Raw genomic sequence first — 26,890 nt, forward strand, 5'->3', positions numbered from 1 at the left:
GGATTTCCTTTTCGAGTTTTGCATGAAAATTCCAGATATTTCTGGATATATAATCAGAAACATGCAAAATATCGCAGAGTCAAGAGGGCGAGGCAGATGCTGACATCACAGCGAAGGGCACTGATTACGGCGCGGCTGGCGCGGGACGGACAACTGGTGGCCAAGGCGCTAGCGGACGAACTCGGCGTGTCCGAGGACACGATCCGCCGCGACCTGCGCGACATGGCGGCGGACGGACTGCTGCAACGGGTCCATGGCGGTGCACTGCCGCTTCAGCCGTCGCTGCCGGATTTTGCAGCGCGTCAGGAGATCGGCGATGATGCGAAACGCGATCTCGGGAAAAAGGCTGCCGGTCTGATCAAGGCGGGGCAGTTGATCTTTCTCGACGGTGGCACGACAAATGCGCAGATCGCCCGGGCACTTCCCCGCAATCTTGCCGTGACCATCGCCACCCACAGCCCAACGATCGCCGCGGACCTCGTACACCACGCGGCCGAAGTGATTCTGATCGGCGGCAGGCTCTACAAACATTCCATGGTGGCGACGGGATCGGCAGCGCTGGCCGCGATCGGGGCCATGCGGCCCGACATCTTCTTTCTCGGCGTCACAGCGCTGCATCCCGTATACGGGCTCTCCACCGGCGATTTCGAGGAAGCTGCGATCAAGCGGGCGATTGCCGCGCAATCGGCGGAAACTTATGTTGCCGCCACCAACGAAAAATTCGGCACCACCTCCCCCACCGGATCCTGCCTGTGGAACGATTGGCCGGACTGATCGTGCAGGCGGACGCAAACGAGGAGACGCTGGCACGGTATCGGGAGATGGGAATGTCGATCCTCGAGGCATGATGCGACGCGCCCCAATGTAACATCTGCCCGAATATCAGGAAGGGGCGATGCGCTTGCTCATATTGATCCCGGTGATGCGGAAACCCGATGTCTCGTAAACATGCTTGGCACGGGCATTATCCGAGGCGACGCGGAGGCGGATTTCCGTGATCCCTTCCGAGGCGAGACGGGCTTCCAGGAGATCGAGCGCCCGCTTGCCGTACCCCTGCCCCTGATGGGCGGCAAGGATGTGGAAATCGCTGATGAAGGCGGATCGCGCAGCTATATCTGGCCGATACCAGATATAGCCGACCGGCATGTCCTGCCCGTTGACGAGGCAGAGCAGGACCTCGCCAACGGTCCTTGGCCCATCCGGAAGATCTTCGGCGACCTCGCGGCTGGCGCGGGCAAATGCTTCTCCGTCCGGGATGCCGTAATTTCCAGCTATTTCCGCGGCATAGTCAGGCACGAAATAAGCGAGGTAGGTGGCAAATTCCGCCTCACCCATCGGCCGCAGGACAAGCGTGGCTGCGGTGTCGTCCATCAGTTCGCAAACGCGTCCGTCACGCGCACGTCGCCGACGGCGATACCGTTCCAGTTCTTCATGGTGTGGTTGGCCTGCGCCATCAGGCTTGCATGGATATCCGGCTCGTCCTTGAAAAAGCGGGCGAGCGTGGCGGCGACCATGGCTTCGGCGGCACGCGTCGTGCCGTCCTCGCATTTCAGTGCAATGGCGATGCCCTTGTCGGGAATGGCGGCGCAGAAAACGCCTTCCGCACCGGTCTTGGCAAAGATGCGGCCGGGCGCCGTGTTCATCAGCCGGGTGCAGGCGCGGCCGGTGCCGGCAACGTAGAAGGGTTCGGCCATGCAGGCATCGAACAGCCGCTTCGATGCGGCCGCGCGGATCGGCTCTAGGCCGGTTCCGGTCGCCATCTTGGCAAAGCCATGGGCCAGCCGGTTCAGCGGCACGGCATAGGTCGGGATCGAGCAGCCGTCGACGCCGCAATTGTCCTGCGCCAACGCCGCCCCGGTCAGCGCCTCCATGACGCCGCGGATCTCCTGCTGGACGGGATGATCATAGGCGACGTAGCCCTTCGTGTCGGTTCCGGTGTGGCAGGCGGCGCAGATGAAGCCTGCATGTTTTCCCGAGCAATTGTTGTGCAGCGCCGTTGGCTGCGTGAGCGAGCGAGCCTGCTCGATCAGCGGCTTCTCGACGAAGGACCAGTGCGCGCCGCATTCCAGCACCGAGGCATCGCGACCGGCAGCGGCCAGCATACTGGCGGCCATTGCGACATGCTCCGGCTCGCCGCTGTGGGAGGCGCAAGCCAGAGCTAAGGCCTTGTTGGACAGCGAGTAGGCATCGGCCGCGCCGCTCTCGATCAGCGGCAGCGCCTGCATGGCCTTGCAGGCCGAGCGCGGGAAGACGCCAGCCTCGATATCGCCGAGCGAGAACACGGTCTTGCCATCGCCATCGACGGCGATCACCATGCCGCGATGGCGGCTTTCGACGAGATTGCCGCGCGTGACTTCCACCAGTACCGGGTTCGACATGATCCTGCCCTCAAATTTCCAAGTTCGAATGCGCTCTTAGCGGAAGTCTTGACGAAACTCACGCAAAACCGGTCCTCTTCATGAGATTTATCCGCAGAATGCTGCTTGCCCTGCTCATCGTCTATCTCCTGCCGGCGCTTGCCTCCGCCGGCCTTTGGTACGTCAAGGAGCGGCCGCAAAGCTGGCGCGAGGCGGATTGGACCTCGGCCAAGCTCCTGCCCGCCGCCGGTGATAGTCCGCAGGCTGCGCTCTACGTGTTTTCCGCCCAAACCGGTGGAATGAAGGGCGCCTTTGCCAGCCATTCCTGGATCGTCACCAAACGGGCCGGCGACGATACGTACAATCGTTATGACAAAGTCGGCTGGGGATCGCCGATCCGGCGCAATGGCTATCCGGCGGATGCACGGTGGTATTCCAACCCGCCGCATCTGGTGACAACGGTAACTGGGGCGGAAGCCGAGCGGTTGATACCCAAGGTCGAGCAGGCAATCCAGGACTATCCCTACGCCAAGCCCGGCGGCTATCGTATCTGGCCGGGGCCGAACTCCAACACCTTTGTTGCCTATGTGCTGCGCTCCGTGCCGGAACTTGGCGCCGTGCTTCCGCCGGATGCCGTCGGCCGCGATTACCTGCCCGAGGGGAAGCTGTTCCAGATCGATACAGACGGGCGTGATATGCACGCGACGCTCTACGGCCTCATCGGCTTTTCCGCCGGCCTGCGAAGCGGGCTCGAAGTGCATGTGATGGGCCTTGTCGCCGGCTTCGACATCCAGCGACCCGGCCTGAAGATCCCTGCACTCGGTCGTTTCGGCCTCTGATAGCGATCCTGATTGATCCAGGCCTTCGGGATATTTCGCTATCAGCCTTTTTTAACGCCGAAGCGTTACGCTCTTGCCAATCGACGCTTTAACGGCCATGGCCGAGCAGTCCGGATCACGCGAAAGACGGCGCCATCTTGAACACAAGGCAGAAACGACATCCGGGTGGATTTCGCCGGGACATTGCTGGACGGGCGATCCGAACGGACGTTGCCGGTTCGGACAGCAAGCTCGTCGAGTTGATCGCCACCGGCTTTGAGGCGAGCGCCACAGCCGTTGTCCTGTTCGCGCCCGACGATACAATCGCCTTCGCATCCAATGCCTTTGCCGAACTCTACGACGTGCAACCGGATGCGCGGACCTTTGCCGATGTCATGCGTCACTGTTTCCACGCAGGGAAAGGCCCGAAATTTTCCACTGATATCGAAACCTGGCTTTTGCGGGCCTCCACGAAACGACGCACGGCACCGCATCGTGCCTTTGAAATCGACATGGCGGACGGGCGGTGGTTCTGGGCGAGCGAGACGAGTTATGCCGGTGGGTGGATGCTGCTGGTTGTCACCGAAATCACCGTGCTCAAATCCAACGAACGCATGCTGCAAATGGCCCGCGATGCCGCCGAAATCGCGGCCGGCACCGATAGCCTGACAGGCCTGCCCAACCGACGCCACGCTATGGCGGTTTTTGCGGATGCCATTCAACGCGCCGAGGCGACGGCCTCGCCACTCTCGCTGGTGCTGATCGACCTTGATCATTTCAAGACCATCAACGACCGTTTCGGCCACAAGGCCGGCGACGATGTTCTCTGCCACTTCGCCGAAACCGGGCGAAAAATGCTGCGCAGGAGCGATCTTCTGGCGCGGATCGGGGGCGAGGAATTCATGCTGCTGATGCCGCATGCGGCGCGGCAGGAGGCCCTGCGGGCAACGGAACGCCTGCGACAGCAACTGGCGATTTCACCGCAGATCGCGGGGCTCGACCTTGCCTATACAATGTCGGCCGGGATCGCCGACTATCAGGGAGAGACGCCGGAAACCCTTTTCCAGAAGGCGGATCGGGCGCTTTACAGCGCAAAGAACCGCGGCCGCGACTGCATCGACGTTGCCGACTGAGACTGCTTTTTCAACACATTGAAAATAACAAAAAAGGGCCGCGCGAGGCGGCCCTTCCATGAGTTTTGGCCAGATGAGAGGCCCGGACCGCATGCCCAACTATGGCAAGCGACCCGCAGGAAGGCGGGGATCAGATCGAGGGCTGCCTCGAGAGTTCCACCACAATTCCCATGCCAGTCACGAGGCTCGAAATCTCATTAGACATTGGATCACCTTCCTTTCGTTGCGTTAATCGTATCCTGAAGGTAGTCCGATTTGCGACGATTGCAAGAGCCTTGGTTCCGGCTTGACGTCAGAAGGTCATGACGATCTTGCCGATATGATCGCCCTTTTCCATCAGCCGGTGCGCTTCGACCACCTGCGCAAACGGCACGACGGCGTGCATGACAGGCGCAATCTCTCCGTTTTCGAGCAGCGGCCAGACATTGTCTTCGAGATCGTCGCGGATCGCTTCCTTCTCCGAGGCTGTGCGCGGCCGCATGGCGGAGCCCATGACATGCAGGCGTTTGCCGAGTATCGGTGCGATGTTTGCGGCCTCGACCTTTGCGCCGCCGAGGAAGGCGATGATCGACAGGCGTCCGTCCTTGGCGAGCGAGGCGATGTTGCGCTCGAAATAGGGCGCGCCGACCATATCGAGAATGACGTCGGCACCGCGACCGCTGGTTTCTTCCAGAATGACCGCCTTGAAATCCTCGGTCTTGTAGTTGATCGCCCGCTTGGCCCCGAGTGCTGCGCAGGCATCGGCCTTGTCCTTACTGCCGACGGTGACGAAGACTTCCGCCCCGAAAGCCTTGGCAAGCTGGATCGCCGTGGTTCCGATGCCGCTTGAGCCGCCGTGAATCAGGATCGTCTCGCCTTCGACCAGATCGGCCATCTGGAAGACATTGGCCCAGACCGTGAAGAAGGTTTCCGGCAGGGCCGCGGCACGGGCCGCATCATAGCCCTTCGGCCAGGGCATGGCCTGCGTTGCCGGCAGGCTGCAAAATTCGGCATAGGCGCCGCCATTGGCAAGCGCGCAGACCTTGTCGCCGACGATGAAGCCCTCTGCCCCCTCGCCGAGCGCCACCACTTCGCCCGCGACTTCGAGCCCGAGAACGGGGCTGGCGCCCGGCGGCGGCGGATAGTTGCCGAGCCGCTGCAGCACGTCCGGCCGGTTGATGCCGGCCGCCTCGACACGGATCAGGATATCGCCGGGATTGACCACCGGCAGCGGCCCCTGGCGAAGACCATGTTTTCCGCAGGTCCGGGTTTGGGCAGATCGACATAGGTCATTTCGGTGGGCAGGGTCACAGGCGCGTCCTCGTCATGATTGTTGCTGCCTATCTAGCGTGGCAGCGCCAAAGGACCAAGGCCGCTCTCCGATTTCACGCAACGATGATCGTTGCTTCAAGGAAATCTTCGACAAGAAGCGCAACCTGTACCGGGTCTTCCCAATGGGGATTGTGTCCGAACCCCTTCAGGAGAACCGTCCTTGCATCGGGCAAAGCGCTTGTTAGTGCGACGCGATGGGCCGCATCGAAAAGCATGTCCTCGCTGCCGGCAATGCAGAAGACCGGTTGCGAAATCCGGCCTGCAATTTCCGTCAGGTCAAGCCGGGAAAATCCCCCGAGTATGCCTTTCCAGATGCTGGATGGAATTGCCGCAGCCTCGCGGCTCAGGGGATCGAGAAACGATCGATCGACGGGATGCGGACCGGCATGCCAGACGTCGAAGAAGGGATCGGCGGGATCGATCGGATCGCTCAGCCCCAGGATGGCTTGCGTGATCGGATCGCCCTCCGGGAAGGCTGGCCGCAGGGTCGCCGAGATCAGAACCAGGGCCTCGACCACGCCCGGCAGCCGCTCGGCAAGCACCATGCCGACCATTGCCCCCATGGAATGCCCGATGACGACGCAATGGTCGATGCCGAGGGTGACCAGCAAGGCGGCAATGTCATCGGCGCAATCGCCGACCGTCAGACCATCACCAGCGACGGATGCGCCATGGCCCGGCAGGTCGGGAATAATAAGGCGGTGCCCCCAAGGCACGGTTCCAGCAGTGAGAAGCTGCGGCTGGAGTCCGAATAGCCGTGCAGCAGCAGAAGCACCGGCCCCTGCCCGCCGCTATCGATAAAAGCCATCGGCCGGCCGTCTGGCAAACGCAGAGAACGTTTGCGCCCCGCCCAGCCTTGCTGGTTGGTCGGCGTCACAGGAAAAGCTTCGCCTTCACCATGTCACGGCCGCTCTTGCCGTCGAAACTGGTGACGCCATCAAGCCATGCGTCGAGCCGCTGCGGCTCGTCCACCAGTGCCTTCATCGCCGCCTCCTCCGGTGAAAGACCGTCCGTCATCAGGTAGGCCATGCCCTTGTTTTCGAAGTCGATGTCGAAGGTGAGATTGGTCAGGAGTTTGGCGACGTTCGGGCATTCCTGGAGGTAACCCTTGCGCACTTGGGTGGAGACCGTGGCGGCGCCGAAATCAGGGCCGTAGAACTTGTCGCCACCAGTCAGATAGCGGATGTCGAGCGCCGTGTTCATCGGATGCGGCGCCCAGCCCTGGAAAACGATAAATTCCTTGTCGTTGGCGTGGCGTTGGACTTCGGCCAGCATGCCCTGTTCGCTCGATTCCACCACTTCCCAGCCATCAAGGCCGAAGGCCGGATCTTTGGTCGCGTCGATCATCAACTGGTTCGAGCCGGGCTCGATGCCGTAGAGTTTCTTTTCAAACTGGTCGGGGAATTTCTGCAGATCGGCGAAATCCTTGACGCCCGCCTCCCAGACGTAAGTCGGTACGGCAAAGGTGTATTTCGCGCCCTTGAGATTGGTCACGACATCCTCGACCGATCCGTCTTCCTTATAGGGCTTGTAGTAGGTCACCATCGCCGGATCCCAATAGCCGAGGAAGACGTCGAGATCCTTGTTCTTGAGGCTGAGATAGATCACGTCGATGCCAAGAAGAGAACTTTGCGGCTCGTAGCCCAGCGCCTTCAGGAGTGTGAGCGCAATGCCGGTGGTGAAGGCCAGGTCGTTCCAGCCCGGCTCTGCCATCCGCACGACCTTGCAGGCTTCGGGGTCGGCGGCAAGCGCCGGCAGGGCGACCGTGCCGAGAAGTATGGAAAGCATGCCCGTCTTTAGATGCTGCATCATCGCACTTCTCCTGCTTTTTGACCATAAAGTCATTTAATTGACCATTGGGTCAACAATTGATCTTTGCGGAAGAATTGTCAATGGTGGGGCAAAAGAAACGGACATGGGCATGAAACTCACGAAAATCAGCGCAATCCGCCGCAAGGAACTGCGGCAGGCGGCCTTCGAGGTTCTGCAGCGGGAGGGCATGGCGGGCGCGACGCTGGAGAAGGTCGCCAGTCACGCAGGCGCCTCGAAAGGCATCGTACTCCACTACTTCCGCAACAAGCAGGAGCTTTTCGAGCATGCCATGCGCGAGGCCAATGTCGCGCTCAGCCAAGCCGTCGTCGCCCGGCTGAAACGGGCAACGACAGCCTATGAACGGCTGGAGGCGATCATCGAAGGCAATTTCGAGGAGCGCTTCTTCCAGCCATCGATCTGCCATGCCTGGCTTTCGCTCTGCGCCGAGGTCCCCCGCGAGCCGAAACTGGCGCGCATCCAGACGGTGATCCATGCCCGCATGCGCTCCAACCTGATGTCAGCGCTTGTGCATCTCCTGCCACGCAGCGAATGCGAGGCGGTGGCCCTGACCATTACATCGCTGATCGACGGGCTTTGGCTGCGCGCCGGACTGCAATCGGAAGGCCTTACCCGCGAAACGGCCCTGGCGCAGATGCAGGATTACCTTGATCATCGTATTCCCAGGCAATGATGCCCGTTAAGGGCTGCGGCGAAAAGAGAGCGAATCCGGCTGACGCTGCGCTGCAAGATGGCGGAATTTCGCCAGGTCGAAGTGTTGGAAAATTAAGTTTCTTTAATTTGAAACGGGTCGGGACTGCGCCTAGCTTCCTCCTCGAAACCGGGAAACGCCGGCGGCCGGAGCGGCCGCGACGCGACGAGTTCCGGACGGTTTCATCGTTCAGCCCCTGTTCGGGCCAAACCAGGACGACGCCCATGCGTGCTCTTCTGACATCACTGACTGTCATTGCCGCGATCTCCTTTCCTCGGCAGCATTCGCCGCCCAAAGCACCGTAGGCACGATCAAGTCCTACAACGCCAAGGCGATGATGCTGACCCTGCGCAACGGCACCGCCTACCAGCTTCCGCCCAACTTCAAGGATCCGGGGCTGAAGGCCGGTGAAAAGGTCAAGATCGCCTATGACACCGTGAACAAGAAACATGAAGCAACAGCGGTCACGCTGGTGCAATAGCCGCATTTCGTCGGGCATGAGCGTACCCGACCGCGGTTAGACGCTTCGGGATCATGCGGAAACGGGCCGGCATCCATGATGGATTCCGGCCCGTTGTCTTTTCGGAGGATGGTCGGGGCAGGCAGGCACCTCGCCGTCGATACCCGATCAGGTCCCTCTTGATCCCATGCGTCCCCGATGGTATTTCCACGCTTGCAATCACTCGTGAAAGGAGGGCTGCGCATGACTGTTTACTTCCGGCACCATCGCCAGCGTGGCCCCGTCAATGCCCTGCAAATGCGTTTGCAGGGCTGACCAGAGGCTGTTTCTCAACATCCTTCTTCCTGGTCTGCCCTTCGTGGCACTGCCGGCTGCTGTTTTGGCTGGCGCTATCTAAAAACTGCCGTGACCTGATCCGATCGTCCGCCGATGGCTGCATGCCCCGGGCCATCTGATCGCCGGCAAGACCAGAGAACGATCATGAGCCTTGTCACCCTTCGCAATCTCGGCGTCACGCTGAGCACCCGTCTTTTTCCGGCCTGACCCTCACCGTCAATGTCGGCGACCGCATCGGCCTTGTTGCCGCCAATGGCCGCGGCAAATCCACCCTTCTGCGCTGCATCTCCGGTGAGAGCGAGCCGACCGACGGCGAGATCACCAAGGCCCGCGGCCTGACGATCGGAACCGTCGAGCAGAACGTACCGCCCGCATTGTTTGACAGCACGTTCTATGCGGCCGTGCTCGCCGCCCTGCCCGCCGAGCAGCAATTGAGCGAAAGCTGGCGGGTGGATATCGTCCTGGAATCACTGGAGGTGCCGGAGGCCATGCGTCAGTGCGCACTCAAGCACTTAAGCGGCGGCTGGCAGCGGCTGGCCATGCTTGCCCGCGTCTCCGTCACCGAGCCCGACATGCTCCTGCTGGACGAGCCGACCAACCATCTCGATCTTTCCCGGATCGGCCAGCTTGAAAACTGGCTGAATGCGCTGCCGCGCGACCTGCCTGTCATCATCTCCAGCCACGACCGGGCCTTTCTCGATGCGACGACCAACCGCACGCTGTTTCTGCGGCCGGAACGATCGTCCTGTTTTCCCCTGCCCTATAGCCGCGCCCGGATCGCGCTCAACGAGGCGGACGCTTCCGAGGAACGGCTCTATCAGCGCGACATCAAGGCGGCGCAGCAACTGCGTCAGCAGGCGGCCAAGCTCAACAATATCGGCATCAATTCCGGCAGTGACCTTCTTGTCGTCAAGACCAAGCAGCTGAAGCAACGCGCCGACAGGCTGGAAAATGCCGCCAAACCCGCGCATCTGGAGCGTTCCGCCGGCGCGATCCGGCTCGCCAATCGCGGCACCCATGCCAAGGTTCTGGTGACACTGGAGGATGCGGCCGTCACGACGCCGGACGGCACGTCTTTGTTTCGCACCGGCAAGCAGTTCATCTGCCAGGGCGACCGCATCGTGCTTCTCGGCGCAAACGGCGCCGGCAAGACCCGGCTCGTCGCTATGCTGCGCAAGGCGATCGCCAATCCGGAGGCGAGCCATAGCGGCATCAAGGCCACGCCATCGCTGGTGCTTGGCTATGGCGACCAGGCGCTGGCTGATCTTGCCGACAGGAAACGCCAATGCACAGCCTCGTGCACCGCTTCGATGTCGGCGACCAGCGGGCACGGTCGCTGCTGGCGGGCGCCGGGCTATCGATGGAGATGCAGGCGCGGCCGATCGGACAATTGTCCGGCGGCCAGAAGGCACGCCTCGGCATGCTGTTCCTGCGGCTCAAGGAGCCGAATTTCTACCTGCTGGACGAGCCGACCAACCATCTCGACATCGATGGTCAGGAAGCACTGGAAGGCGAGCTTCTGGACAAGCAGGCCAGTTGCCTGATCGTTTCGCACGACCGCTCCTTTGTCCGCAATGTCGGCAACCGCTTCTGGCTGATCGACAGGAAAAAGCTGGTTGAGCTGGAAGGGCCGGAAGCGTTTTTTGCCTCGATCAAGGGGGCGGTTGACGGTTGATGATGCAACGGGCCGGCCCTGCGAACAGGATCGGCCCGTCGTATCAGTCGTTTAATCCCGCCTGCCGAAGGTTTCGAAGACCAGGCCGCTATCGCTGTCCTTGGCGCGACTCTTGATTTCGGCGATGCGGGCGCTGACGGCCTGTGTGTCGGAAAACATCAGGCCCTCCGGCAGGCCGACGACGCCGACCGAACAGCGCATCAGCGGAAACACCGTTTGGCCGCCGCTGCGGCCATGGCCCATCATGTAGCCGGCGGCCTGATGGTCTGCCGAATAGAGCTGGCGCACCTCGGCTTTGAAATCGGCCAGCAACGTCGTCAGCACGGCATGCAATTCTTCCTGCGTGCTGCCCGAGACGCCGATGAAAAAATCGTCGCCGCCGACATGGCCGAGAAACTTGTCCTCGCCGACGAAATGCCGGCGCATCAGGGCCGCAAACAGCGAGATCGCCAGATCGCCCTTCTGGAAGCCGTAGTGATCGTTGAAAGGCTTGAAGCTGTCGAAATCGCAATAGCAGAAATAGCGCGCCCGATCGCCATCGAGCACGGCATCCTGCACGTGATCGCGGATCGCGCGGTTGCCGGGAAGCCCGGTCAGCGGGTTCTGCTCCTGCGCGGTCTTCAGCTGTTTTTCGTTGATGATCTTCAAAAGCGAGGAGGCAGAGAGCACGCCGGCATAACGCATGTTTTCGGTAAGAATGACGCAATCGCTGCCGTCCATGCCGGCAAAGATCTTCAGCATCTCTTCGGCCGGCGTCTCCAGATCGGCAATCGGCGCCGGGCTGACAAAATGCGAGATGTGGCGCTGGAAAAGATGGTTCTTCAAAAGATCGCGTCCGAAGGGATGATAGATCATCTCCTTCACATGATATTCGTGGAGCACGCCGCGCGGCTCGCCATTGGCGTTGAGAACCGGGAAGAAACTGCGCTGCGGCGACTTGCGAAACAGCTCGAACACGGAATCAAGGCCGTCATTCTCGCGCAGCGCCGGCAGTTGCTCGATCTGCTTGCGAATGAGGATGCTGTCGAGCGAGGCCGGCTGGCGACGGGCATGGCTGCTCTGTTCCAGATGCGGATAGGCCGGCTGCAGATCGGCCAGGTGCACTGTCGGACGGGCGACGAAATAGCCCTGCACCAGATCGCAGCCGAGATCGCGGCAGGTGAGGAATTCCGCCTCGGTCTCGACGCCCTCCGCGATTACCCTGGTGCCGAGCACATGGGCTGTGTTGACCGTGTGCTTGACGAGATGACGCTTGCGCGGGTTGGTGTCGATGCCGGAGATGAAATGCCGGTCGATCTTGACGTAATCGACCGGCTGGTCGCACAGGAGTTTCAGCCCGTTGAAGCCGACGCCGAAATCGTCGATCGCCAGCTTGAAGCCGGCGAGCCGCAGGCGCTTTACCAGACCGGCAAAATCCGGCATGCGGCCGCTGTCAAAACGCTCGGACAGCTCGAAGCAGATCGAGGACGGCGGAATATTGGCGCGCTTCAAATGGCTGCCCATGCGCTCGACCATGTCGCCCTCGGTGCCGATCAGCCGGCTGTCGAAATTGACGAAGAGCGTGCGCGTCGCGAATTCCGGCAGGCTGGCAAAACCGGCAAAGGCGCGGCTGTTGATCATATGCTCCAGCGCCAGCAACTGGCCGGTCTCCTCCGCTTTGTCGAGCAATTCTAGCGGCGAGGCAAAGCCCAACCGCTCAAAGCCGCGCATCAGCGTCTCATAGCCGAAGACAGCCCCGGTCGCGACTTCCGCAATCGGCTGGAAGGCATTTTCGATGGCGAGCTTGGCGAGGGTGACGATCTGATCGCTGCCGAAACGGCGAAGCGAGAGCATTTCGGCGGAAGCGACAACAGGGGCGGCGGACATGCAGGAACTCCGGAAGGCGAGCATAAGATTGCGCGCAGAATCGTCCCCAAGACCTGAATATTCCGTTGCCGCAGCATGACAGTTTGATGAAACTTCAATGACTGCAGGGTGTTAGGATATGTTTTGCTACAAAGGCTGCCGACAGCAGCGCCCAGGCAGCCACGAGAGAAGGAGTGAATTCAAAAAGGCGTCTCAATGTATCGACCAGTCTATTAGATACCATACCATGCGGCGGGCTTTTAATGGGGAAGCGACAGGTAGCACCATTTCTCATGCAGGACTTTCCTCTCAGCCTCAACGGCGCAATCTTTTGATTGGATCAATGACTTTTGATCAAAGCCAGAGCGAAATCTGGATCCCCACCTCGGCTTGAACAAGAAAAATTAATCGACTTATATAGATCGCGACACCGTGGAATGTACCATGATGGATATGCGGAGCTGAGTCATCAATGAACACACCCGAAGCGAAAATCGTAATCATCGGAACCACGACCCTCACCCAAGGCGACAACGTGAGCTTCACGATGCGCCCGATGGTAATAACTCTCGTCCTTTTGTTTTTACTGTTGGTCGGACTGAAGCTTTATTATTATTCCGCGAGTGGAATTGCGTCGATTTGGACCGATCCGATGCAAGCGATTTTTCTGATAGTCGTTGACGATTGGCAGCAGAGTCTGCAAATTTTTTCCGGATTCCTGGCGTTTATGTTACTAATGAGCGCTGTGCAATGGATCAGGCTTCCATCGCAAAACAAAATCGTTTCCTACTTGGCGGATGAGACCGGTCTTACGACGACTGACGCGGCAGGTGCGTCGCTTCAAATACCGTGGTCAATGGTAAAGCGGGCCAGCAAAACCCAAAAGCATTTGATCATGAAGATGAAGGCTGGCAACCGGCGCTTCGCTCCGTGGAGAGCTTTTTCACCGGTAGATGCGGACAAATTGTGGAGCCTCGTCCAATTAAAAACACGGACAGATTAATGTCCACAAGGCATCCTTAACTGGAAGATCTGCAACTCCAGATGTTTTCCAAGCTCCGATAGTTGCCCGACAAACCGGCCGTCAGCCGTCGAAAACGCCTCGCCGAAAATTCCCCAACTATACCAAAATTTTTATTGATTGATGGATCAATCAAAAATAAACTGACCTGAATAAGGGAATTTTCAATGCCGAAAATCGGGATGGAACCGGTGCGTCGCAAGGCGCTGGTGGATGCGACGTTGCGGGCCGTAGGCGACCACGGTTCGCTGACCGTGACCATGTCGGAAATCGCCCGCCATGCCGGTGTTTCGGCAGCGCTTGCCCATCACTATTTCGGCTCCAAGGAACAGCTGGTCATCGAGACGATCCGAAGCCTTTTGCGGCAGTTGCGGATTGATACCGTTGCAGCGCTGAGCCAGGCGACGACGCCACGGGAAAGACTATCGGCCGTCATCCGGGTGAATTTCCAGGCGCACCAGTTTGCGCCGGAGACGGTTGCGGCCTGGCTTGCCTTCTATTCCGAAGCCCAGCGCTCCGAGGAAACCCGCCGGCTGCTGGTCGTCTATGCTCGCCGGCTGCGGTCGAATTTTCTTTCCAGCCTCAAGGTTCTTTGCCCGCATGAGGACGCCGCCCGGATTGCCGAGGGCGCATCGGCAATGATCGACGGGCTCTATCTGCGGCAGGGTCTGAAATCTGCGCCTGTCACCATCGATGCCTCGATCGCGCTGGTCGAGGATTATGTGACCGCGCATCTGCGCCATGTTTCGAAAACCGAAGGACCGAGCCTGTGACTGCGCAGAAGCCCAATATCCTCATCATCATGGTCGATCAGCTCAACGGAAAATTCTTTCCCGACGGCCCGGCGGATTTTCTGCATGCGCCGCATATGATGGCGCTGGCCGCCCGCTCGGCCCGGTTCCGCAACAACTACACATCCTCGCCGCTCTGCGCCCCTGCCCGCGCCTCGTTCATGGCCGGGCAATTGCCGAGCCGGACGCAGGTCTACGACAACGCCGCCGAATACATTTCCTCGATCCCGACTTTCGCGCATCACCTGCGCCGCGCCGGCTATTACACGGCACTGTCGGGCAAGATGCACTTCGTCGGGCCAGACCAGTTGCACGGCTTCGAGGAACGGCTGACGACCGATATCTATCCCGCCGATTTCGGCTGGACGCCTGACTATCGCAAGCCCGGCGAGCGCATCGACTGGTGGTACCACAATCTCGGCTCCGTCACCTGTGCCGGCGTCGCCGAAATCACCAACCAGATGGAATATGACGACGAGGTGGCGTTTCTCGCCAACCAGAAGCTCTATCAGCTGTCGCGCGACAACGACGATCAGGGGCGTCGTCCGTGGTGCGTGACGGCGTCCTTCACCCATCCGCACGACCCTTATGTGGCGCGCCGCAAGTTCTGGGATCTCTATGAGGGCTGCGACCAACTCGAGCCGGAGGTCGGCACGCTGCCGATCGAAGAGCAGTGCCCGCATTCGCTGCGCATCATCCATTCCTGCGATTACGTCGCTTTCGACGTGACGCGGGAAAACGTGCGGCGCTCGCGCCAGGCCTATTTCGCCAATATCTCCTATCTCGACGAAAAGGTCGGCGAACTCATCGACACGCTGACCCGGACCAGAATGCTCGACAACACGATCATCCTGTTCTGCTCCGACCATGGCGACATGCTCGGCGAGCGTGGGTTGTGGTTCAAGATGAACTTCTTCGAGGGCTCAGCGCGCGTGCCGCTGATGGTGGCCGGCCCGGGCGTCACGCCCGGCCTGCACCTGGCGCCCGTCTCCAATCTCGACGTGACGCCGACGCTCTGCGATCTCGCCGGCATTTCCATGGACGAGATCATGCCCTGGACGGATGGCGAAAGCCTCGTGCCTGTCATCAACGGTGAGGAGCGTATTTCGCCGGTGCTGATGGAATATGCCGCGGAAGGCTCCTATGCGCCGATGGTCTGCATTCGCGAGGGCAAGTGGAAATACATCCACTGCGCGCTCGATCCGGACCAGCTGTTCAACCTCGAAGCCGATCCGCTGGAGCTGACCAATCTGGCCAAGGGCCCGACGGATCCCGTCCTCATCGCCACGTTGAAGGCTTTTACCGATATGCGGGAAGTGCGCTGGGATATGGCGCAATTCGACGCGGCGGTGCGCGAAAGCCAGGCGCGGCGCTGGGTGGTCTACGAGGCGCTGCGCAACGGCGCCTATTATCCCTGGGATCACCAGCCGCTGCAAAAGGCATCCGAACGCTACATGCGCAACCACATGAACCTCGATAATCTCGAGGATTCCAAACGTTACCCGAGGGGTGAATGACCATGAAAGCCCAACCCAAAGCCTCGCACTTCATCGACGGCGAATATGTCGAGGATACCGCAGGCGCACCCTTCGATAGCCTTTATCCGGCCACCGGCGAAGTGATCGCCCGGCTGCATGCGGCGACGCCCGCCATCGTTGAAAAGGCGATTGCCGCCGCCAAGCGCGCCCAGCCCGAATGGGCAGCATTAAGCCCGACGGCGCGCGGCCGTATCCTGAAGCGCGCCGCCGATATCATGCGGGAGCGTAACCGCGAGCTATCCGAACTCGAGACGCTCGACACCGGCAAGCCGATCCAGGAAACTATCGTTGCCGATCCGACATCAGGCGCTGACGCCTTCGAATTCTTCGGCGGCATCGCCGCATCGGCGCTGAACGGCGACTATATCCCGCTGGGCGGCGATTTTGCCTTCACCAAGCGCGTGCCGCTCGGCGTCTGCGTCGGCATCGGCGCGTGGAACTATCCGCAGCAGATCGCCTGCTGGAAGGGCGCACCGGCACTGATCTGCGGCAATGCCATGGTCTTCAAGCCATCGGAAAACACCCCGCTCGGCGCGCTTGTCATCGCCGAGATCCTGATCGAGGCCGGCCTGCCGAAGGGGCTCTACAACGTTATCCAGGGGGATCGGACGACAGGCCCGCTGCTCGTCAACCACAAGGATGTGGCCAAGGTTTCGCTGACCGGCTCTGTCGAGACCGGCAAGAAGGTGGCCGGTGCGGCGGCCTCGAACCTCAAGCATGTGACGATGGAGCTCGGCGGCAAGTCGCCGCTGATCGTGTTCGATGACGCCGATCTCGAAAGCGCCATTGGCGGTGCCATGCTCGGCAATTTCTACTCGACCGGACAGGTCTGCTCCAACGGCACACGCGTCTTCGTCCAGAAGGGCATCAAGGACAAGTTCCTCAAGCGCCTCAAGGAGCGCACCGAAAAAATCGTCATCGGCGACCCGATGGACGAGGCGACGCAGTTCGGCCCGATGGTCTCGAAGGCGCAGCTCGACAAGGTGTTTTCCTACATCGAGAAGGGCAAGGCCGAGGGCGCGACGCTGCTGACCGGCGGCGGCATTCCCAATTCCGTCTCGTCGGCCGGCAACTACATCCAGCCGACCGTCTTTGCCGACGTCACGGACGCCACGACGATCGCGCGCGAAGAGATCTTCGGGCCTGTCATGTGCGTGCTCGATTTCGACAGCGAAGATGAAGTGGTCGCCCGCGCCAACGCCACCGAATTCGGTCTTTCGGCCGGCGTGTTCACGCAGGACATCACCCGCGCACATCGCGTGGTGGATGCGCTGGAGGCCGGCACGCTGTGGATCAACGCCTACAATCTGGCGCCGGTCGAGGTGCCGTTTGGCGGTTCCAAGCAATCCGGCTTCGGTCGTGAGAACTCCATCGCAGCGCTGAACCACTACAGTGAGCTGAAGAGCGTCTATGTGGCGATGGGCAAGGTCGATCTCGCCGTATTGAGATTTTACTGCCTCTTCTCCCCGACGGGGAGAAGTGCCGAGCGCATGCGAGGCGATGAGGGGGCGATACGGCAAAACTTCAACTTTGGGGCTCCCCTCATCCGGCCCTGCGGGCCACCTTCTCCCCGGTGGGGAGAAGAGGCAGCCAGACCCTATAACTCGACACCAGAAGCCACCAACGGCGGATGCTGGGATAAGAAAGATCACCGCCATGCACCAGGCAGACTACATCATCATCGGTTCCGGCTCCGCGGGCTCGGCGCTTGCCTATCGTCTTTCCGAGGATGGAAAGAATACCGTGCTGGTGCTGGAATATGGCGGCAGCGATTTCGGGCCGTTCATCCAGATGCCGGCAGCGCTCGCCTGGCCGATGAGCATGAGCCGCTATAACTGGGGTTATCTCTCCGAGCCCGAGCCGAACCTCAACAACCGGCGCATCACCGCGCCGCGCGGCAAGGTCATTGGCGGGTCGTCATCGATCAACGGCATGGTCTATGTGCGCGGCTCGATGGAGGACTATAACGAGTGGGAAGAGCTCGGCGCGCGCGGCTGGGGTTACGCCGATGTGCTGCCTTACTTCAAGCGCATGGAAAACTCGCTGGGCGGCGAAGAGGGTGGCGCGGCACGGACGGCCCCCTGCATGTGCGGCGCGGCTCCTTCAAGAACCCGCTGTTCAAGGCCTTCGTCGATGCCGGCCAGCAGGCCGGTTTCGAGTTGACCGACGACTACAACGGCTCCAAGCAGGAAGGCTTCGGCCTGATGGAGCAGACGGTGCACAATGGCCGGCGCTGGTCGACCGCATCCGCCTATCTGCGCCCGGCGCTCAAGCGGCCGAACGTCAAACTGCTGCGTTGTTATGCCCGCAAGATCGTCATCGAGAACGGCCGCGCCGTCGGCGTCGAAATCGAGCGTGGTGGAAAAATCGAGGTGGTGAAGGCCAACCGCGAAGTCGTCGTCTCTGCCTCTTCCTTCAATTCGCCGAAGCTCCTGATGCTGTCGGGCATCGGGCCGGGCGCGCATCTGCAGGAGATGGGCATCGAGGTCAAGGCCGACCGGCCGGGCGTCGGCGCCAACCTGCAGGACCATATGGAATTCTACTTCCAGCAGGTTTCGACCAAGCCTGTCTCGCTCTATTCCTGGCTGCCCTGGTTCTGGCAGGGGTTGCCGGCGCACAGTGGCTGTTCCTCAAGCAGGGCCTCGGTATCTCCAACCAGTTCGAGGCCTGCGCCTTCCTGCGCTCGGCTCCCGGCATAAAGCAGCCGGATATCCAGTATCACTTCCTGCCGGTGGCGATTTCCTATGACGGCAAGGCGGCGGCGCGGAGCCACGGCTTCCAGGTGCATGTCGGCTACAACCACTCGAAATCGCGTGGCAACGTGACGCTGCGCTCGCCCGACGTGAAGGCCGATCCTGTCATCAAGTTCAACTATATGAGCCATCCGGAGGACTGGGAGAAGTTCCGCCACTGCGTCCGCCTCACCCGCGAAATCTTCGGCCAGAAGGCCTTCGATCCATATCGCGGTCCGGAAATCCAGCCGGGCGAAGCTGTGACCACCGACGACCAGATCGATGACTTCCTGCGCGAGCATCTGGAAAGCGCCTATCACCCCTGCGGCACCTGCAGGATGGGCGACGCGAACGACCCGATGGCGGTGGTCGATCCGGAAACCCGCGTCATCGGCGTCGATGGCCTGCGGGTCGCGGATAGCTCAATCTTCCCGCATGTGACCTACGGCAACCTCAACGGCCCGTCGATCATGACCGGCGAAAAGGCCGCCGACCATATCCTCGGCAAGCAGATGCTGCCACGCTCCAACCAGGAACCGTGGATCAATCCGCGCTGGGAGACCAGCGACCGGTAGCATCGATCGGCGATCATCGGCCGTCTGATGGTTTCAGAGAAAGCCGATCCAGCGTCCGGCGAGAACGGCGCCCGGCCAGAGGATAAGCGAAAGAGCAGCGGCAATCCGGACGCTGGCGGGCGGGCGCTCACCCTGTGCAAGTGCCTGTTGCCAGCCCCGACCGAGGTGGAGCATCAGCGCGTTGAGGATGGCTGACAGCACAAGCCCGAGCTTGATCAGAAACGCCGGATTCGCCGCATATTCGGTGGCGTGCACGGTAAACAGCAGCGCGCCAGTGACGACGGCGCAAACCACGCCGACCTGCGCAACGCGCGACAGAAGCGGAGCGATGGCATCGAGCGGCGTTTGCCGGAAGAAGCCGAGCAGACGCAGATCGAGCGGCAGTATGGCGCCGACGATCAGGCCGATCGCCAGGATATGGGCGGCGCTGATGACGATATACAGCATAGGCCAGGATGTCATTGCCGCAGCGATGCCCGAATGCTCCAGCCAGAGGAGGCCGTTCATGACGGGGCCATCCATGACGGCGGTCAGTTCGTCTTGATCCGATCCGGATACATATCGAAGGCCTTGCCGTTGACGGTAATGCGCACGGCCTTCATCAGCTTTTCATTTTCGTCCAGTGATCGGTTGCCAAGAACGGTAATGGCATCGCCGACATTGGCAGAGCCCGGTGCAAAACCGGAGCGCTCGGTCTGGCGGGGATTGCTCAGATCGATCTGCCAATCGGTTCCATCCGCTGCCGTTACTTCAAGAGACGGATGCGGCGGGGCAAAGGAGATAGCCTTGATCGTTCCGGTCAATTCGGTCTGCTCGCCCTCAGCCCACGACCAGCCATGATGCGCCGAGGCGGTTGTAACCGCCAATATCGAAAAAGCAAAAGCGGCAAAGAGACTTGAACGCGTGATGGTCATGTCGGGCTCCCTTTGTTTGCGGTATGATAGGACATGGGCCCCTGCCTTGCGACTGACAGGGTGGTCACGGATTCTTGAACGCATGCGGACGAAGGAGACGCGGCATGAGATTTTCAGGCGGTTGTCTCTGCGGCGATGTCCGACTTGTGGCATCCGGCACCCCTTACCGGGTCGGCATTTGCCACTGCCTCGACTGCCGCAAGCATCACGGCGCGCTTTTCCATGCCTCCGCGATCTTCCCTCTAGAGGCGGTCACTGTCACCGGCGAACCGCAAGACTATGCCGGGCGGTTCTTCTGTTCGCGATGCGGTTCCTCCGTTTTTCGCGCAGCGCGGACGAAATCGAGGTCAACCTCGGATCGCTGGATGCGCCTGACCAACTGACGCCGACCTACGAACTCTGGACGACCCGTCGCGAGGCCTGGCTGCCGCCGTTTCCGCTGGCGAAACGATATGACCGCGATAGGGATGCCGAGGGACGCTTTGAGGACTAGGTCGAACGAGGGCCCCGATCGCTGGTTTACGAATAAGTTTCGCGCCCACATCGTTTCCCGAGTGACGTGGAATTACCGTTGATGCAGCGGCAGGCCCACTCTACCCTGTCGTCCGTATCGGGAGGATGTCGACATGCGCCTGATTGCAGTCCTGACAAGTGCCTTAATGATGCTCCTCACCGTCACTGTCCAAGCTGGCGAGGCGGTCCCCGTGCCGGGTACCAGCTGGAGCATCGAGCCGCCGCCGGGGTTCACCCTGACCCGCGACCCTCTGACCATGTTCATCCACCCCTCCAAGGCTGTGGTGATGGTGATGCAGACGCCGCAGGCCGCCTTGAAACTTTCGGATCTCGGCGAAGTCGGCAGCGTCCAGGGCGAAGGAAACAACATTACCCGGATGGACGAAATGCGCGAGGTCACCATCGGCGGTCGGCATGCCCTGTTTTTCAAGGGCCACATGCTGGCGCGCAACTCCGATATGATGGCAGCGATCATCGAAGGGCAAGGCAGCAATGCCATGGTGATAGCGGCCATTCCGGCCAATGCCGCGGCAGCGGTCGACAAAGCGGCGATGGAAGCCTCGCTGCTGACGGCAATCGAGGTCACGCAGACCATGGATCAGAGGGCAGCGGCCCTGCCTTACCGCTTCGACGATCTTGCCGGCATGCGCATCGCCGATGTCATCGTCGGCAGCGTTGCGATCGTCACGGATGGCCCCTCCAACGACATGGCGAGTACACCGGACCAGCCCTTCGCCATGGTCTTCGTCGCCGATGCGCAGGGGCAAAGCGTCCTCTCCGCCGAAGGCGACGGCCCCACGGTTCGTGCCCGCATCACCCAGGAATATCCGGACGCCGCATTCCTCGGCACGATCATGCGCGACATGAAACAGGGCCGGGTTCTCGAAGTCACCTACACGCGCAAGGACAAGGAGACTCAAAAGGCATTGGCCGGCATCGCCTGGTTCCGGATCGACGGCAGCAAGGCCGTGATGATGATCGCCCAGCACCCCATGAGTGGTTTCCACTATGATCGCCTGTTGAAAGTCTGGGATGGCTTGATCGTGAAGTAATGCAGTCCTGTAAGCGGGTAAAACCCGCCGCCTTTTCCCGCTTTGTGACTGTATCGTGCCGCTTCGGCCATCAAAACAAGCGCTGGCTCAATGATAGTCATCCTCCCGCTGGTATGAAGAAACGCCCACTTGTCACACAGAGTAATCTACTAAATTACTAGTTTTTCCGATATTTTTGATGAAGTTAGAGACATTTGCTCCCATCCAGCAGCATTTGAAATCCGTTTTTCTGTCTTTTGTCACACAAGACTGCGATATTCCGTGACAACAAGACAGGATACCGCAATGACGTCCATTTCCCTTGAGAGCGCCGCCAAGGCTCTTGATCAGCAGCTTGCAGGCCTTGACCTTGCCGGCCGGCTAGCGCTTGTCGCCGGTCTTGACGGCAAGGCAGTGTTCACCACCAGCCTCGGTATCGAGGACCAGGTGATCACGGCAGCGATCGGTACCGGACAGTTCGGCATCGATGTCTCGACGCTCGAGACCGGTCGTCTGTTCAACGAAACCGTGGCGTTGATCGACAAGACCGAGGAAACCTACAACATCCTCATCAAGCGTTTCTATCCCGAACAGAGCGACATCGACGCCTATGCGGAAAAATACGGCTTGAACGGCTTTTACGACAGTGTCGAGGCGCGGCATGCCTGTTGCGGCTTTCGCAAGCTGAAGCCGCTTGCGAAAGCACTCGAAGGCGCCACCTATTGGATCACCGGCCTGCGCCGCGGCCAGTCGGGCGCTCGTGCAGAGACGCCGTTTGCCGAGTTCGATGCCGAGCGTAACCTCGTGAAGATCAATCCGCTGGCGGACTGGAGCATCGAGAAGATTCACGCGCATGTCGCGGCGGAAGCGATCCCGGTCAATCCGCTGCACCTGCGCGGCTATCCCTCGATCGGCTGCGAGCCTTGCACCCGCGCCATCAAGCCCGGCGAGCCGGAACGCGCCGGCCGCTGGTGGTGGGAGAACGACGAAAAGCGCGAATGCGGCCTGCATGTCCCAGAGGCTGCATCCTCCACCCTCCCGCAATCACCTGCCCTTTCATCGGCAGCCCCCTCATCGAGTGTCCTGGCAAGCAGCATCGCGCGATAAACGCGCATCTGCCGGCCACCGCACCAGACTTCTTCCCGGAGATTTGAAATGTCCCCCATCCATCCGGAAACGGAATTGCACAACCCGCAGAGCGCGAAGATCCCGCTCGACCCGCATCTGAAGGCGCTGGAAAACGAAGCGATCCACATTTTCCGCGAAGTGGCCGCCGAATTCGACAATCCGGTCATGCTCTATTCGATCGGCAAGGATTCGTCCGTCCTCCTGCACCTCGCGCGCAAAGCCTTCTATCCCGGCCGCGTGCCCTTCCCGCTTCTGCACGTCAACACGGGCTGGAAGTTCCCGGAGATGATCGGCTTTCGCGATGCGCTGATGAAGGAATACGATCTCGACCTGATCGAGCACATCAACCTGCGCGGCGCGGCCGAAACCATCACGCCGTTTTCGCATGGTTCGGCGCTCTACACCGACATCATGAAGACGGAAGCCCTGCGTCAGGCGCTCGATGCCGGTGGCTACGACGCGGCCTTTGGCGGCGCTCGCCGCGACGAGGAAGCAAGCCGTGCCAAGGAACGCATCTATTCCTTCCGCACGCCTGACCACAAATGGGACCCGCGCAACCAGCGCCCGGAACTCTGGAACGTCTATAACGGCATGATCCGCAAGGGCGAAAGCGTACGCGCCTTCCCGCTGTCGAACTGGACCGAAGTCGATATCTGGCGCTACATCCAGGCGGAAGACATCCCGCTCGTGCCGCTCTATTACGCCAAGCCGCGCAAGTTCGTGGATCGCGACGGCATGCTCGTCTGGGCCGAAGACCCGCGCTTCGAGCCCCTGCCCGGCGAACAGGTCCAGGAAGGCATGTTGCGGTTCCGCACCCTCGGTTGCTGGCCGCTGACCGGTGGCATCCGCTCCCATGCCACGACGCTCGACGAGGTGATCGCCGAGCTTGAAATCGCCACCGTCTCCGAACGTCAGGGCCGCGCCATCGACCGCGACCAGTCCGGATCGATGGAAAAGAAAAACGCGAAGGATATTTCTGATGACCGTTTCCGCAGTCGCCGCCGCGCCCGCCACCATTTCCGCCCTGCCGCATCACGAGCCTGCTCATGCCGTGCGCGACACGCGTCCGCTCCGCCTGATCACCTGCGGTAGCGTCGATGACGGCAAGTCGACCCTGATCGGCCGACTTCTCTGGGACACCAAGGCCGTCAAGGAAGACCAGGCCGCTACGCTCCACCGTGACAGTGGCAAGCAGAACGATCTCGGCCTGCCCGATTTCGCGCTATTGCTCGACGGTCTGCAGGCCGAGCGCGAACAGGGCATTACCATCGACGTGGCCTATCGCTACTTCGCCACCGACAAGCGCTCCTTCATCGTCGCCGATACCCCCGGCCACGAGCAATATACGCGCAACATGGCCACCGGCGCCTCCACTGCCGATCTCGCCATCCTGCTCGTCGATGCCCGCGTCGGCATGCTGGAACAGACCCGCCGCCACGCCACCATCGCCTCGCTGATGGGCATCAAGCAGTTTGTGCTCGCCGTCAACAAGATCGACCTGACCGGCTATGACCGCGCCCGCTTCGACCAGATCAGCCATGAATTCCGCGAACTGGCCCTGTCGCTCGGCGTGCGCCAGATCACCGCCATCCCGGTGTCGGCGCTGAAGGGCGAAAACGTCGTTTATGACGGCCGCGCCTCCATGCCCTGGTATGAGGGTCCGACGCTGGTCGAAGTGCTGGAACTGGCAACCGTCCGCTCCGCCCAGACCGTCGGCTTCCGCCTGCCGGTGCAGCGCGTCTCGCGTCCCGGCGAAAGCTTTCGCGGTTATCAGGGCACGGTTGCCGGCGGCTCGGTGAAGCCAGGCGATTCGGTCATCATCCTGCCATCCGGCATGGTGGCCAATGTCACCAAGATCGTCACTTTCGACCTCGTGCGCAACGCTGCCGTTGCCGGCGACGCGATCACGCTGGTGCTTGACCGCCAGGTCGACGTCTCGCGCGGCGACATGATCGTCTCGATCGACAGCCAGCCGCAGACGGGTCTTGCCTTCGATGCGCAGCTCGTTGCGCTCCAGTCCGATGGTATCCAGCCGGGCAAGCGCTATTGGCTGAAGAGCGGCTCGCGCCGCCAGCGCGTCACCATCGAGCCGGCAAGCCAGCTGGACCTGAAGAGCGGTAAGTGGAACCCGGCGCAGTCTCTGCCGATGAATGCCATCGGCAAGGTGCATCTATCCTTCGACGAACAGGCGATCTTCGATAGTTATGAACAGAACCGCACGACCGGCGCCTTCATCCTGATCGACCCCGACACCAACAACACGGTGGCCGGGGGCATGATCACCGGACGGCGCTCGTCGCTGTCGGGCATCCATACCGAAGACAGCCGCGTCATCCTCTCGCTGCCCGCCGATCTCGCCGACCAGATTCTGGCCAGCGAACTCTTCGCCAGCCGCCGCGAGGAAATCGAACTGCGCCGCGTCAACGCCGGCCGCGCCGCCGAAATCTTCGACGGCATTGACGGCTGATTGACCTGACAAAGCATGACGGGAGGGTCGCTGCGCGCGACACTTTACCAGCTCACAAGATCCGCCCGCGGGATTCCAGATCTCGCGGGCGTTTTTTTGTGACATTATTTCACTCGCGGTCCGGCCGTTTTCAGGGGCCTCGCCTCGAACCGGTTATTGAAGAACAACGACTGCTTCCACCTCGAAGAGCATGGGGTCGATGGCGAGCTTGGGAACGGGAACCAGAGTCTGTGCCGGCAGCGTGGCGCCGAACATGTCCTTGACTGCCTGGGTCAGCACCCCAAGCTTGGACATATCGTGATCGACCACGAAAACCGTGAGCTTGGCAACCTGATCCGGCTTGGCACCGAGCGCATCAAGAGCAATCCGCAGATTCGCGTAGGCGTGCTTCACCTGGACAGCGAAGTCGGGCGCGAGGGCTCCCGTGCTGTCCTGACCGCCCTGTCCGGAAATATAGGCAAGTTTGGCTCCGGCGGGCACGATGACCGCCGTGCTATAGCCATTCGGCGTCGGATCGCCGAGGTTCGGTGGGTTGAGGATGGTCAAATCCTTCGCGGTCGCCTCGGTAGACAGTCCCATGATGATCAATCCTCCAATGAGCAGCTGCTTGATTGCCTGTGCCATAAATTTTTTCCTAAAGTCTGAGATGGGTCGGATAGAGCCTTGACGTGGTGTCTGCTCCTGGCCGACGGAGACATTTTAAGCGCCCATACCTGTCAATTCATGTCAGGTTGGATTAGGCTTTTTAGATGCGTGCAAGCCGGCTTCTCTCCATCCTGACGACCCTGCAAGCGAAGGGGCATGTCACCGCCCAGGCGCTTGCGTCCGAGTGCGAGGTTTCGCTTCGGACAATCTATCGGGATGTGGATGCGCTGAGCGCCGCGGGCATCCCGATCTACAGCCTCCAGGGCAGCAGCGGCGGCTATCGACTGCTAGACGGCTACCGGGTCCGCCTGAACGGCCTGTCCTCGAGCGAGGCCGAGGCGCTGTTCCTGGCCGGGCTCACGCGCCAGGCGGCTGATCTGGGAATGGGCGCAAGTGCGGCGAGCGCCCGCACGAAGCTCCTGGCCGCCTTGCCGGAAGCCATGCGATCCGGCGCGGCGCGGGCGCGTTTCCACTTTGACGCGCCAGCCTGGTTCGCTGCGCCAGAAACCCTGGACAACCTGCCTGCTATTGCCGATGCAGTGTGGAACCAGCACCCTATCCGCATGCGCTATCAAAGCCGGAAAGCCGACAAGGAGCGGCGCGTCGAGCCTCTTGGGATCGTCCTGAAAGGTGGCGCCTGGTATCTGGTCGCCCAAATTGACAACGAAGCCCGCACCTTCCGCATCTCCAGAATTGGCGAAATGGCGGTTCTGGATGAACAGTTCGACTATCCAAAAGCTTTCGACCTCGAAGCCTATTGGACCGAGAGCATCAGGCTCTACGAGATCGACCTTCATCCGAACCGAGCTGAAATTCGTCTCTCGCCTTGGGGCATGGAGATGATGGAAGAGCTTCTACCTGCCTATGTCCGCACCGGGGCGGTGATTTCCGAGCAAGCGGACGCACGGGGCTGGCGGCAGGTCACCGTATCGGTCGGTTCCATCGCTCCCGCCGCGACGGAGCTTCTGCGCTTCGGTGCAGAGGTCGAGGTGATCGGGCCGCCCGAACTTCGGGCCAAAATGGCCGAAATCGTCGACACTTTGGCAAAGCTTTATGCTGGCGATGGCCCGAGATAGAGG

19 protein-coding genes and 7 pseudogenes are annotated in these 26,890 nt (G+C 61.0%); 17 read left to right on the top strand and 9 right to left on the bottom strand.

From position 1 onward, the window contains the following. The first annotated feature begins 96 nt into the window (after window positions 1-96). Window positions 97-848, top strand: a pseudogene (locus P6U16_RS04990) (DeoR/GlpR family DNA-binding transcription regulator). A 34-nt stretch (window positions 849-882) separates the two neighbouring features. Here the strand turns inward: P6U16_RS04990 and P6U16_RS04995 are convergent. Next, window positions 883-1,371, bottom strand: coding sequence for a GNAT family N-acetyltransferase (locus P6U16_RS04995; protein ID WP_277702843.1), 489 nt, complete (start codon window positions 1,369-1,371; stop codon window positions 883-885). Beyond that, on the bottom strand, window positions 1,371-2,378 hold the full coding sequence (locus tag P6U16_RS05000; protein WP_277702844.1) for an asparaginase: 1,008 nt from the start codon (window positions 2,376-2,378) through the stop codon (window positions 1,371-1,373). Before P6U16_RS05000 ends, P6U16_RS04995 begins: the two co-directional genes overlap by 1 nt. 80 nt (window positions 2,379-2,458) lie before the next feature. Between P6U16_RS05000 and P6U16_RS05005 the strand changes: the two genes are divergently transcribed. After that, entirely contained in the window at window positions 2,459-3,196 is a 738-nt protein-coding gene (locus P6U16_RS05005) for a DUF3750 domain-containing protein (RefSeq protein ID WP_277702845.1), read from the top strand. Window positions 3,197-3,333: 137 nt separating this feature from the next. Continuing rightward, window positions 3,334-4,308, top strand: a complete 975-nt coding sequence (locus P6U16_RS05010; RefSeq protein WP_277702846.1) for a GGDEF domain-containing protein — start codon at window positions 3,334-3,336, stop codon at window positions 4,306-4,308. Window positions 4,309-4,600: 292 nt separating this feature from the next. On the opposite strand, the pseudogene P6U16_RS05015 reads toward P6U16_RS05010, so the two are convergent. The 3 genes and pseudogenes from P6U16_RS05015 to choX form a co-directional block, all read right to left on the bottom strand. After that, window positions 4,601-5,598, bottom strand: a pseudogene (locus tag P6U16_RS05015) (NAD(P)H-quinone oxidoreductase). Between the two features lie 74 nt (window positions 5,599-5,672). Further along, complete coding sequence (locus tag P6U16_RS05020; RefSeq protein ID WP_277702847.1) at window positions 5,673-6,335, bottom strand: alpha/beta hydrolase; 663 nt, start codon at window positions 6,333-6,335, stop codon at window positions 5,673-5,675. A gap of 157 nt (window positions 6,336-6,492) precedes the next feature. Then, the gene (choX, locus tag P6U16_RS05025) at window positions 6,493-7,431 is read right to left on the bottom strand and encodes a choline ABC transporter substrate-binding protein (protein ID WP_277702848.1); all 939 of its coding nucleotides are present in this window, start codon (window positions 7,429-7,431) and stop codon (window positions 6,493-6,495) included. Window positions 7,432-7,540: 109 nt separating this feature from the next. Between choX and betI (P6U16_RS05030) the strand changes: the two genes are divergently transcribed. The 3 genes and pseudogenes from betI (P6U16_RS05030) to P6U16_RS05040 all read left to right on the top strand — a co-directional run bounded on the left by betI (P6U16_RS05030) (window position 7,541) and on the right by P6U16_RS05040 (window position 10,611). Beyond that, window positions 7,541-8,122 carry a transcriptional regulator BetI gene (gene betI, locus P6U16_RS05030; RefSeq protein WP_277702849.1) on the top strand — a complete coding sequence of 194 codons (582 nt, stop codon included), beginning with the start codon at window positions 7,541-7,543 and terminating at the stop codon, window positions 8,120-8,122. Between the two features lie 328 nt (window positions 8,123-8,450). After that, window positions 8,451-8,621 (top strand): DUF1344 domain-containing protein, encoded by a 171-nt coding sequence (locus P6U16_RS05035; RefSeq protein WP_277704012.1) that lies wholly within the window; start codon window positions 8,451-8,453, stop codon window positions 8,619-8,621. A 459-nt stretch (window positions 8,622-9,080) separates the two neighbouring features. Next, window positions 9,081-10,611, top strand: a pseudogene (locus P6U16_RS05040) (ABC-F family ATP-binding cassette domain-containing protein). Between the two features lie 51 nt (window positions 10,612-10,662). Here P6U16_RS05040 and P6U16_RS05045 read toward each other — a convergent pair. Continuing rightward, entirely contained in the window at window positions 10,663-12,477 is a 1,815-nt protein-coding gene (locus tag P6U16_RS05045) for a GGDEF domain-containing protein (RefSeq protein WP_277702850.1), read from the bottom strand. Window positions 12,478-12,928: 451 nt separating this feature from the next. Here P6U16_RS05045 and P6U16_RS05050 point away from each other — a divergent pair, with 451 nt between their 5' ends. From P6U16_RS05050 to betA, 5 genes and pseudogenes are all read left to right on the top strand, one after another. Then, window positions 12,929-13,459 (top strand): YcxB family protein, encoded by a 531-nt coding sequence (locus tag P6U16_RS05050; RefSeq protein ID WP_277702851.1) that lies wholly within the window; start codon window positions 12,929-12,931, stop codon window positions 13,457-13,459. A 185-nt stretch (window positions 13,460-13,644) separates the two neighbouring features. After that, window positions 13,645-14,250: a transcriptional regulator BetI gene (betI, locus tag P6U16_RS05055; protein WP_277702852.1), complete on the top strand. Its 606-nt coding sequence runs from the start codon at window positions 13,645-13,647 to the stop codon at window positions 14,248-14,250. Further along, on the top strand, window positions 14,247-15,785 hold the full coding sequence (gene betC / locus P6U16_RS05060) for a choline-sulfatase (protein WP_277702853.1): 1,539 nt from the start codon (window positions 14,247-14,249) through the stop codon (window positions 15,783-15,785). Before betI (P6U16_RS05055) ends, betC begins: the two co-directional genes overlap by 4 nt. Window positions 15,786-15,787: 2 nt before the next feature. Further along, window positions 15,788-17,230: pseudogene (gene betB / locus P6U16_RS05065) on the top strand (betaine-aldehyde dehydrogenase); the annotation flags it as partial. A gap of 232 nt (window positions 17,231-17,462) precedes the next feature. After that, window positions 17,463-19,113, top strand: a pseudogene (gene betA, locus P6U16_RS05070) (choline dehydrogenase). A gap of 33 nt (window positions 19,114-19,146) precedes the next feature. Here the strand turns inward: betA and P6U16_RS05075 are convergent. Further along, window positions 19,147-19,620 (bottom strand): DUF6644 family protein, encoded by a 474-nt coding sequence (locus tag P6U16_RS05075; protein WP_277702854.1) that lies wholly within the window; start codon window positions 19,618-19,620, stop codon window positions 19,147-19,149. A gap of 23 nt (window positions 19,621-19,643) precedes the next feature. Next, a complete protein-coding gene (locus P6U16_RS05080) occupies window positions 19,644-20,027 on the bottom strand; it encodes a DUF6152 family protein (RefSeq protein WP_277702855.1) in 384 nt (127 codons plus the stop codon). Between the two features lie 104 nt (window positions 20,028-20,131). Here P6U16_RS05080 and P6U16_RS05085 point away from each other — a divergent pair. The 5 genes and pseudogenes from P6U16_RS05085 to cysN all read left to right on the top strand — a co-directional run bounded on the left by P6U16_RS05085 (window position 20,132) and on the right by cysN (window position 25,166). Next, window positions 20,132-20,520: pseudogene (locus tag P6U16_RS05085) on the top strand (GFA family protein). Window positions 20,521-20,653: 133 nt separating this feature from the next. Then, window positions 20,654-21,592 (top strand): hypothetical protein, encoded by a 939-nt coding sequence (locus tag P6U16_RS05090; RefSeq protein WP_277702856.1) that lies wholly within the window; start codon window positions 20,654-20,656, stop codon window positions 21,590-21,592. Window positions 21,593-21,877: 285 nt separating this feature from the next. Then, window positions 21,878-22,678 (top strand): phosphoadenylyl-sulfate reductase, encoded by an 801-nt coding sequence (locus P6U16_RS05095; protein WP_277702857.1) that lies wholly within the window; start codon window positions 21,878-21,880, stop codon window positions 22,676-22,678. 48 nt (window positions 22,679-22,726) lie between these two features. Continuing rightward, window positions 22,727-23,679, top strand: a pseudogene (cysD, locus tag P6U16_RS05100) (sulfate adenylyltransferase subunit CysD). Next, window positions 23,679-25,166, top strand: a complete 1,488-nt coding sequence (cysN, locus tag P6U16_RS05105; protein ID WP_277702858.1) for a sulfate adenylyltransferase subunit CysN — start codon at window positions 23,679-23,681, stop codon at window positions 25,164-25,166. The pseudogene cysD and the gene cysN overlap by 1 nt, the downstream one beginning before the upstream one ends. A gap of 153 nt (window positions 25,167-25,319) precedes the next feature. On the opposite strand, the gene P6U16_RS05110 is transcribed toward cysN, so the two are convergent. After that, window positions 25,320-25,790, bottom strand: coding sequence for a RidA family protein (locus tag P6U16_RS05110; protein WP_277702859.1), 471 nt, complete (start codon window positions 25,788-25,790; stop codon window positions 25,320-25,322). Window positions 25,791-25,915: 125 nt separating this feature from the next. On the opposite strand from P6U16_RS05110, the gene P6U16_RS05115 reads away from it, so the two are divergent. Next, a complete protein-coding gene (locus P6U16_RS05115) occupies window positions 25,916-26,887 on the top strand; it encodes a YafY family protein (protein ID WP_277702860.1) in 972 nt (323 codons plus the stop codon). Window positions 26,888-26,890: the final 3 nt, after the last annotated feature.

This window comes from Rhizobium sp. 32-5/1 (genome assembly GCF_029537235.1).
In the GTDB taxonomy this organism is placed as follows: Bacteria; Pseudomonadota; Alphaproteobacteria; order Rhizobiales; family Rhizobiaceae; genus Pararhizobium.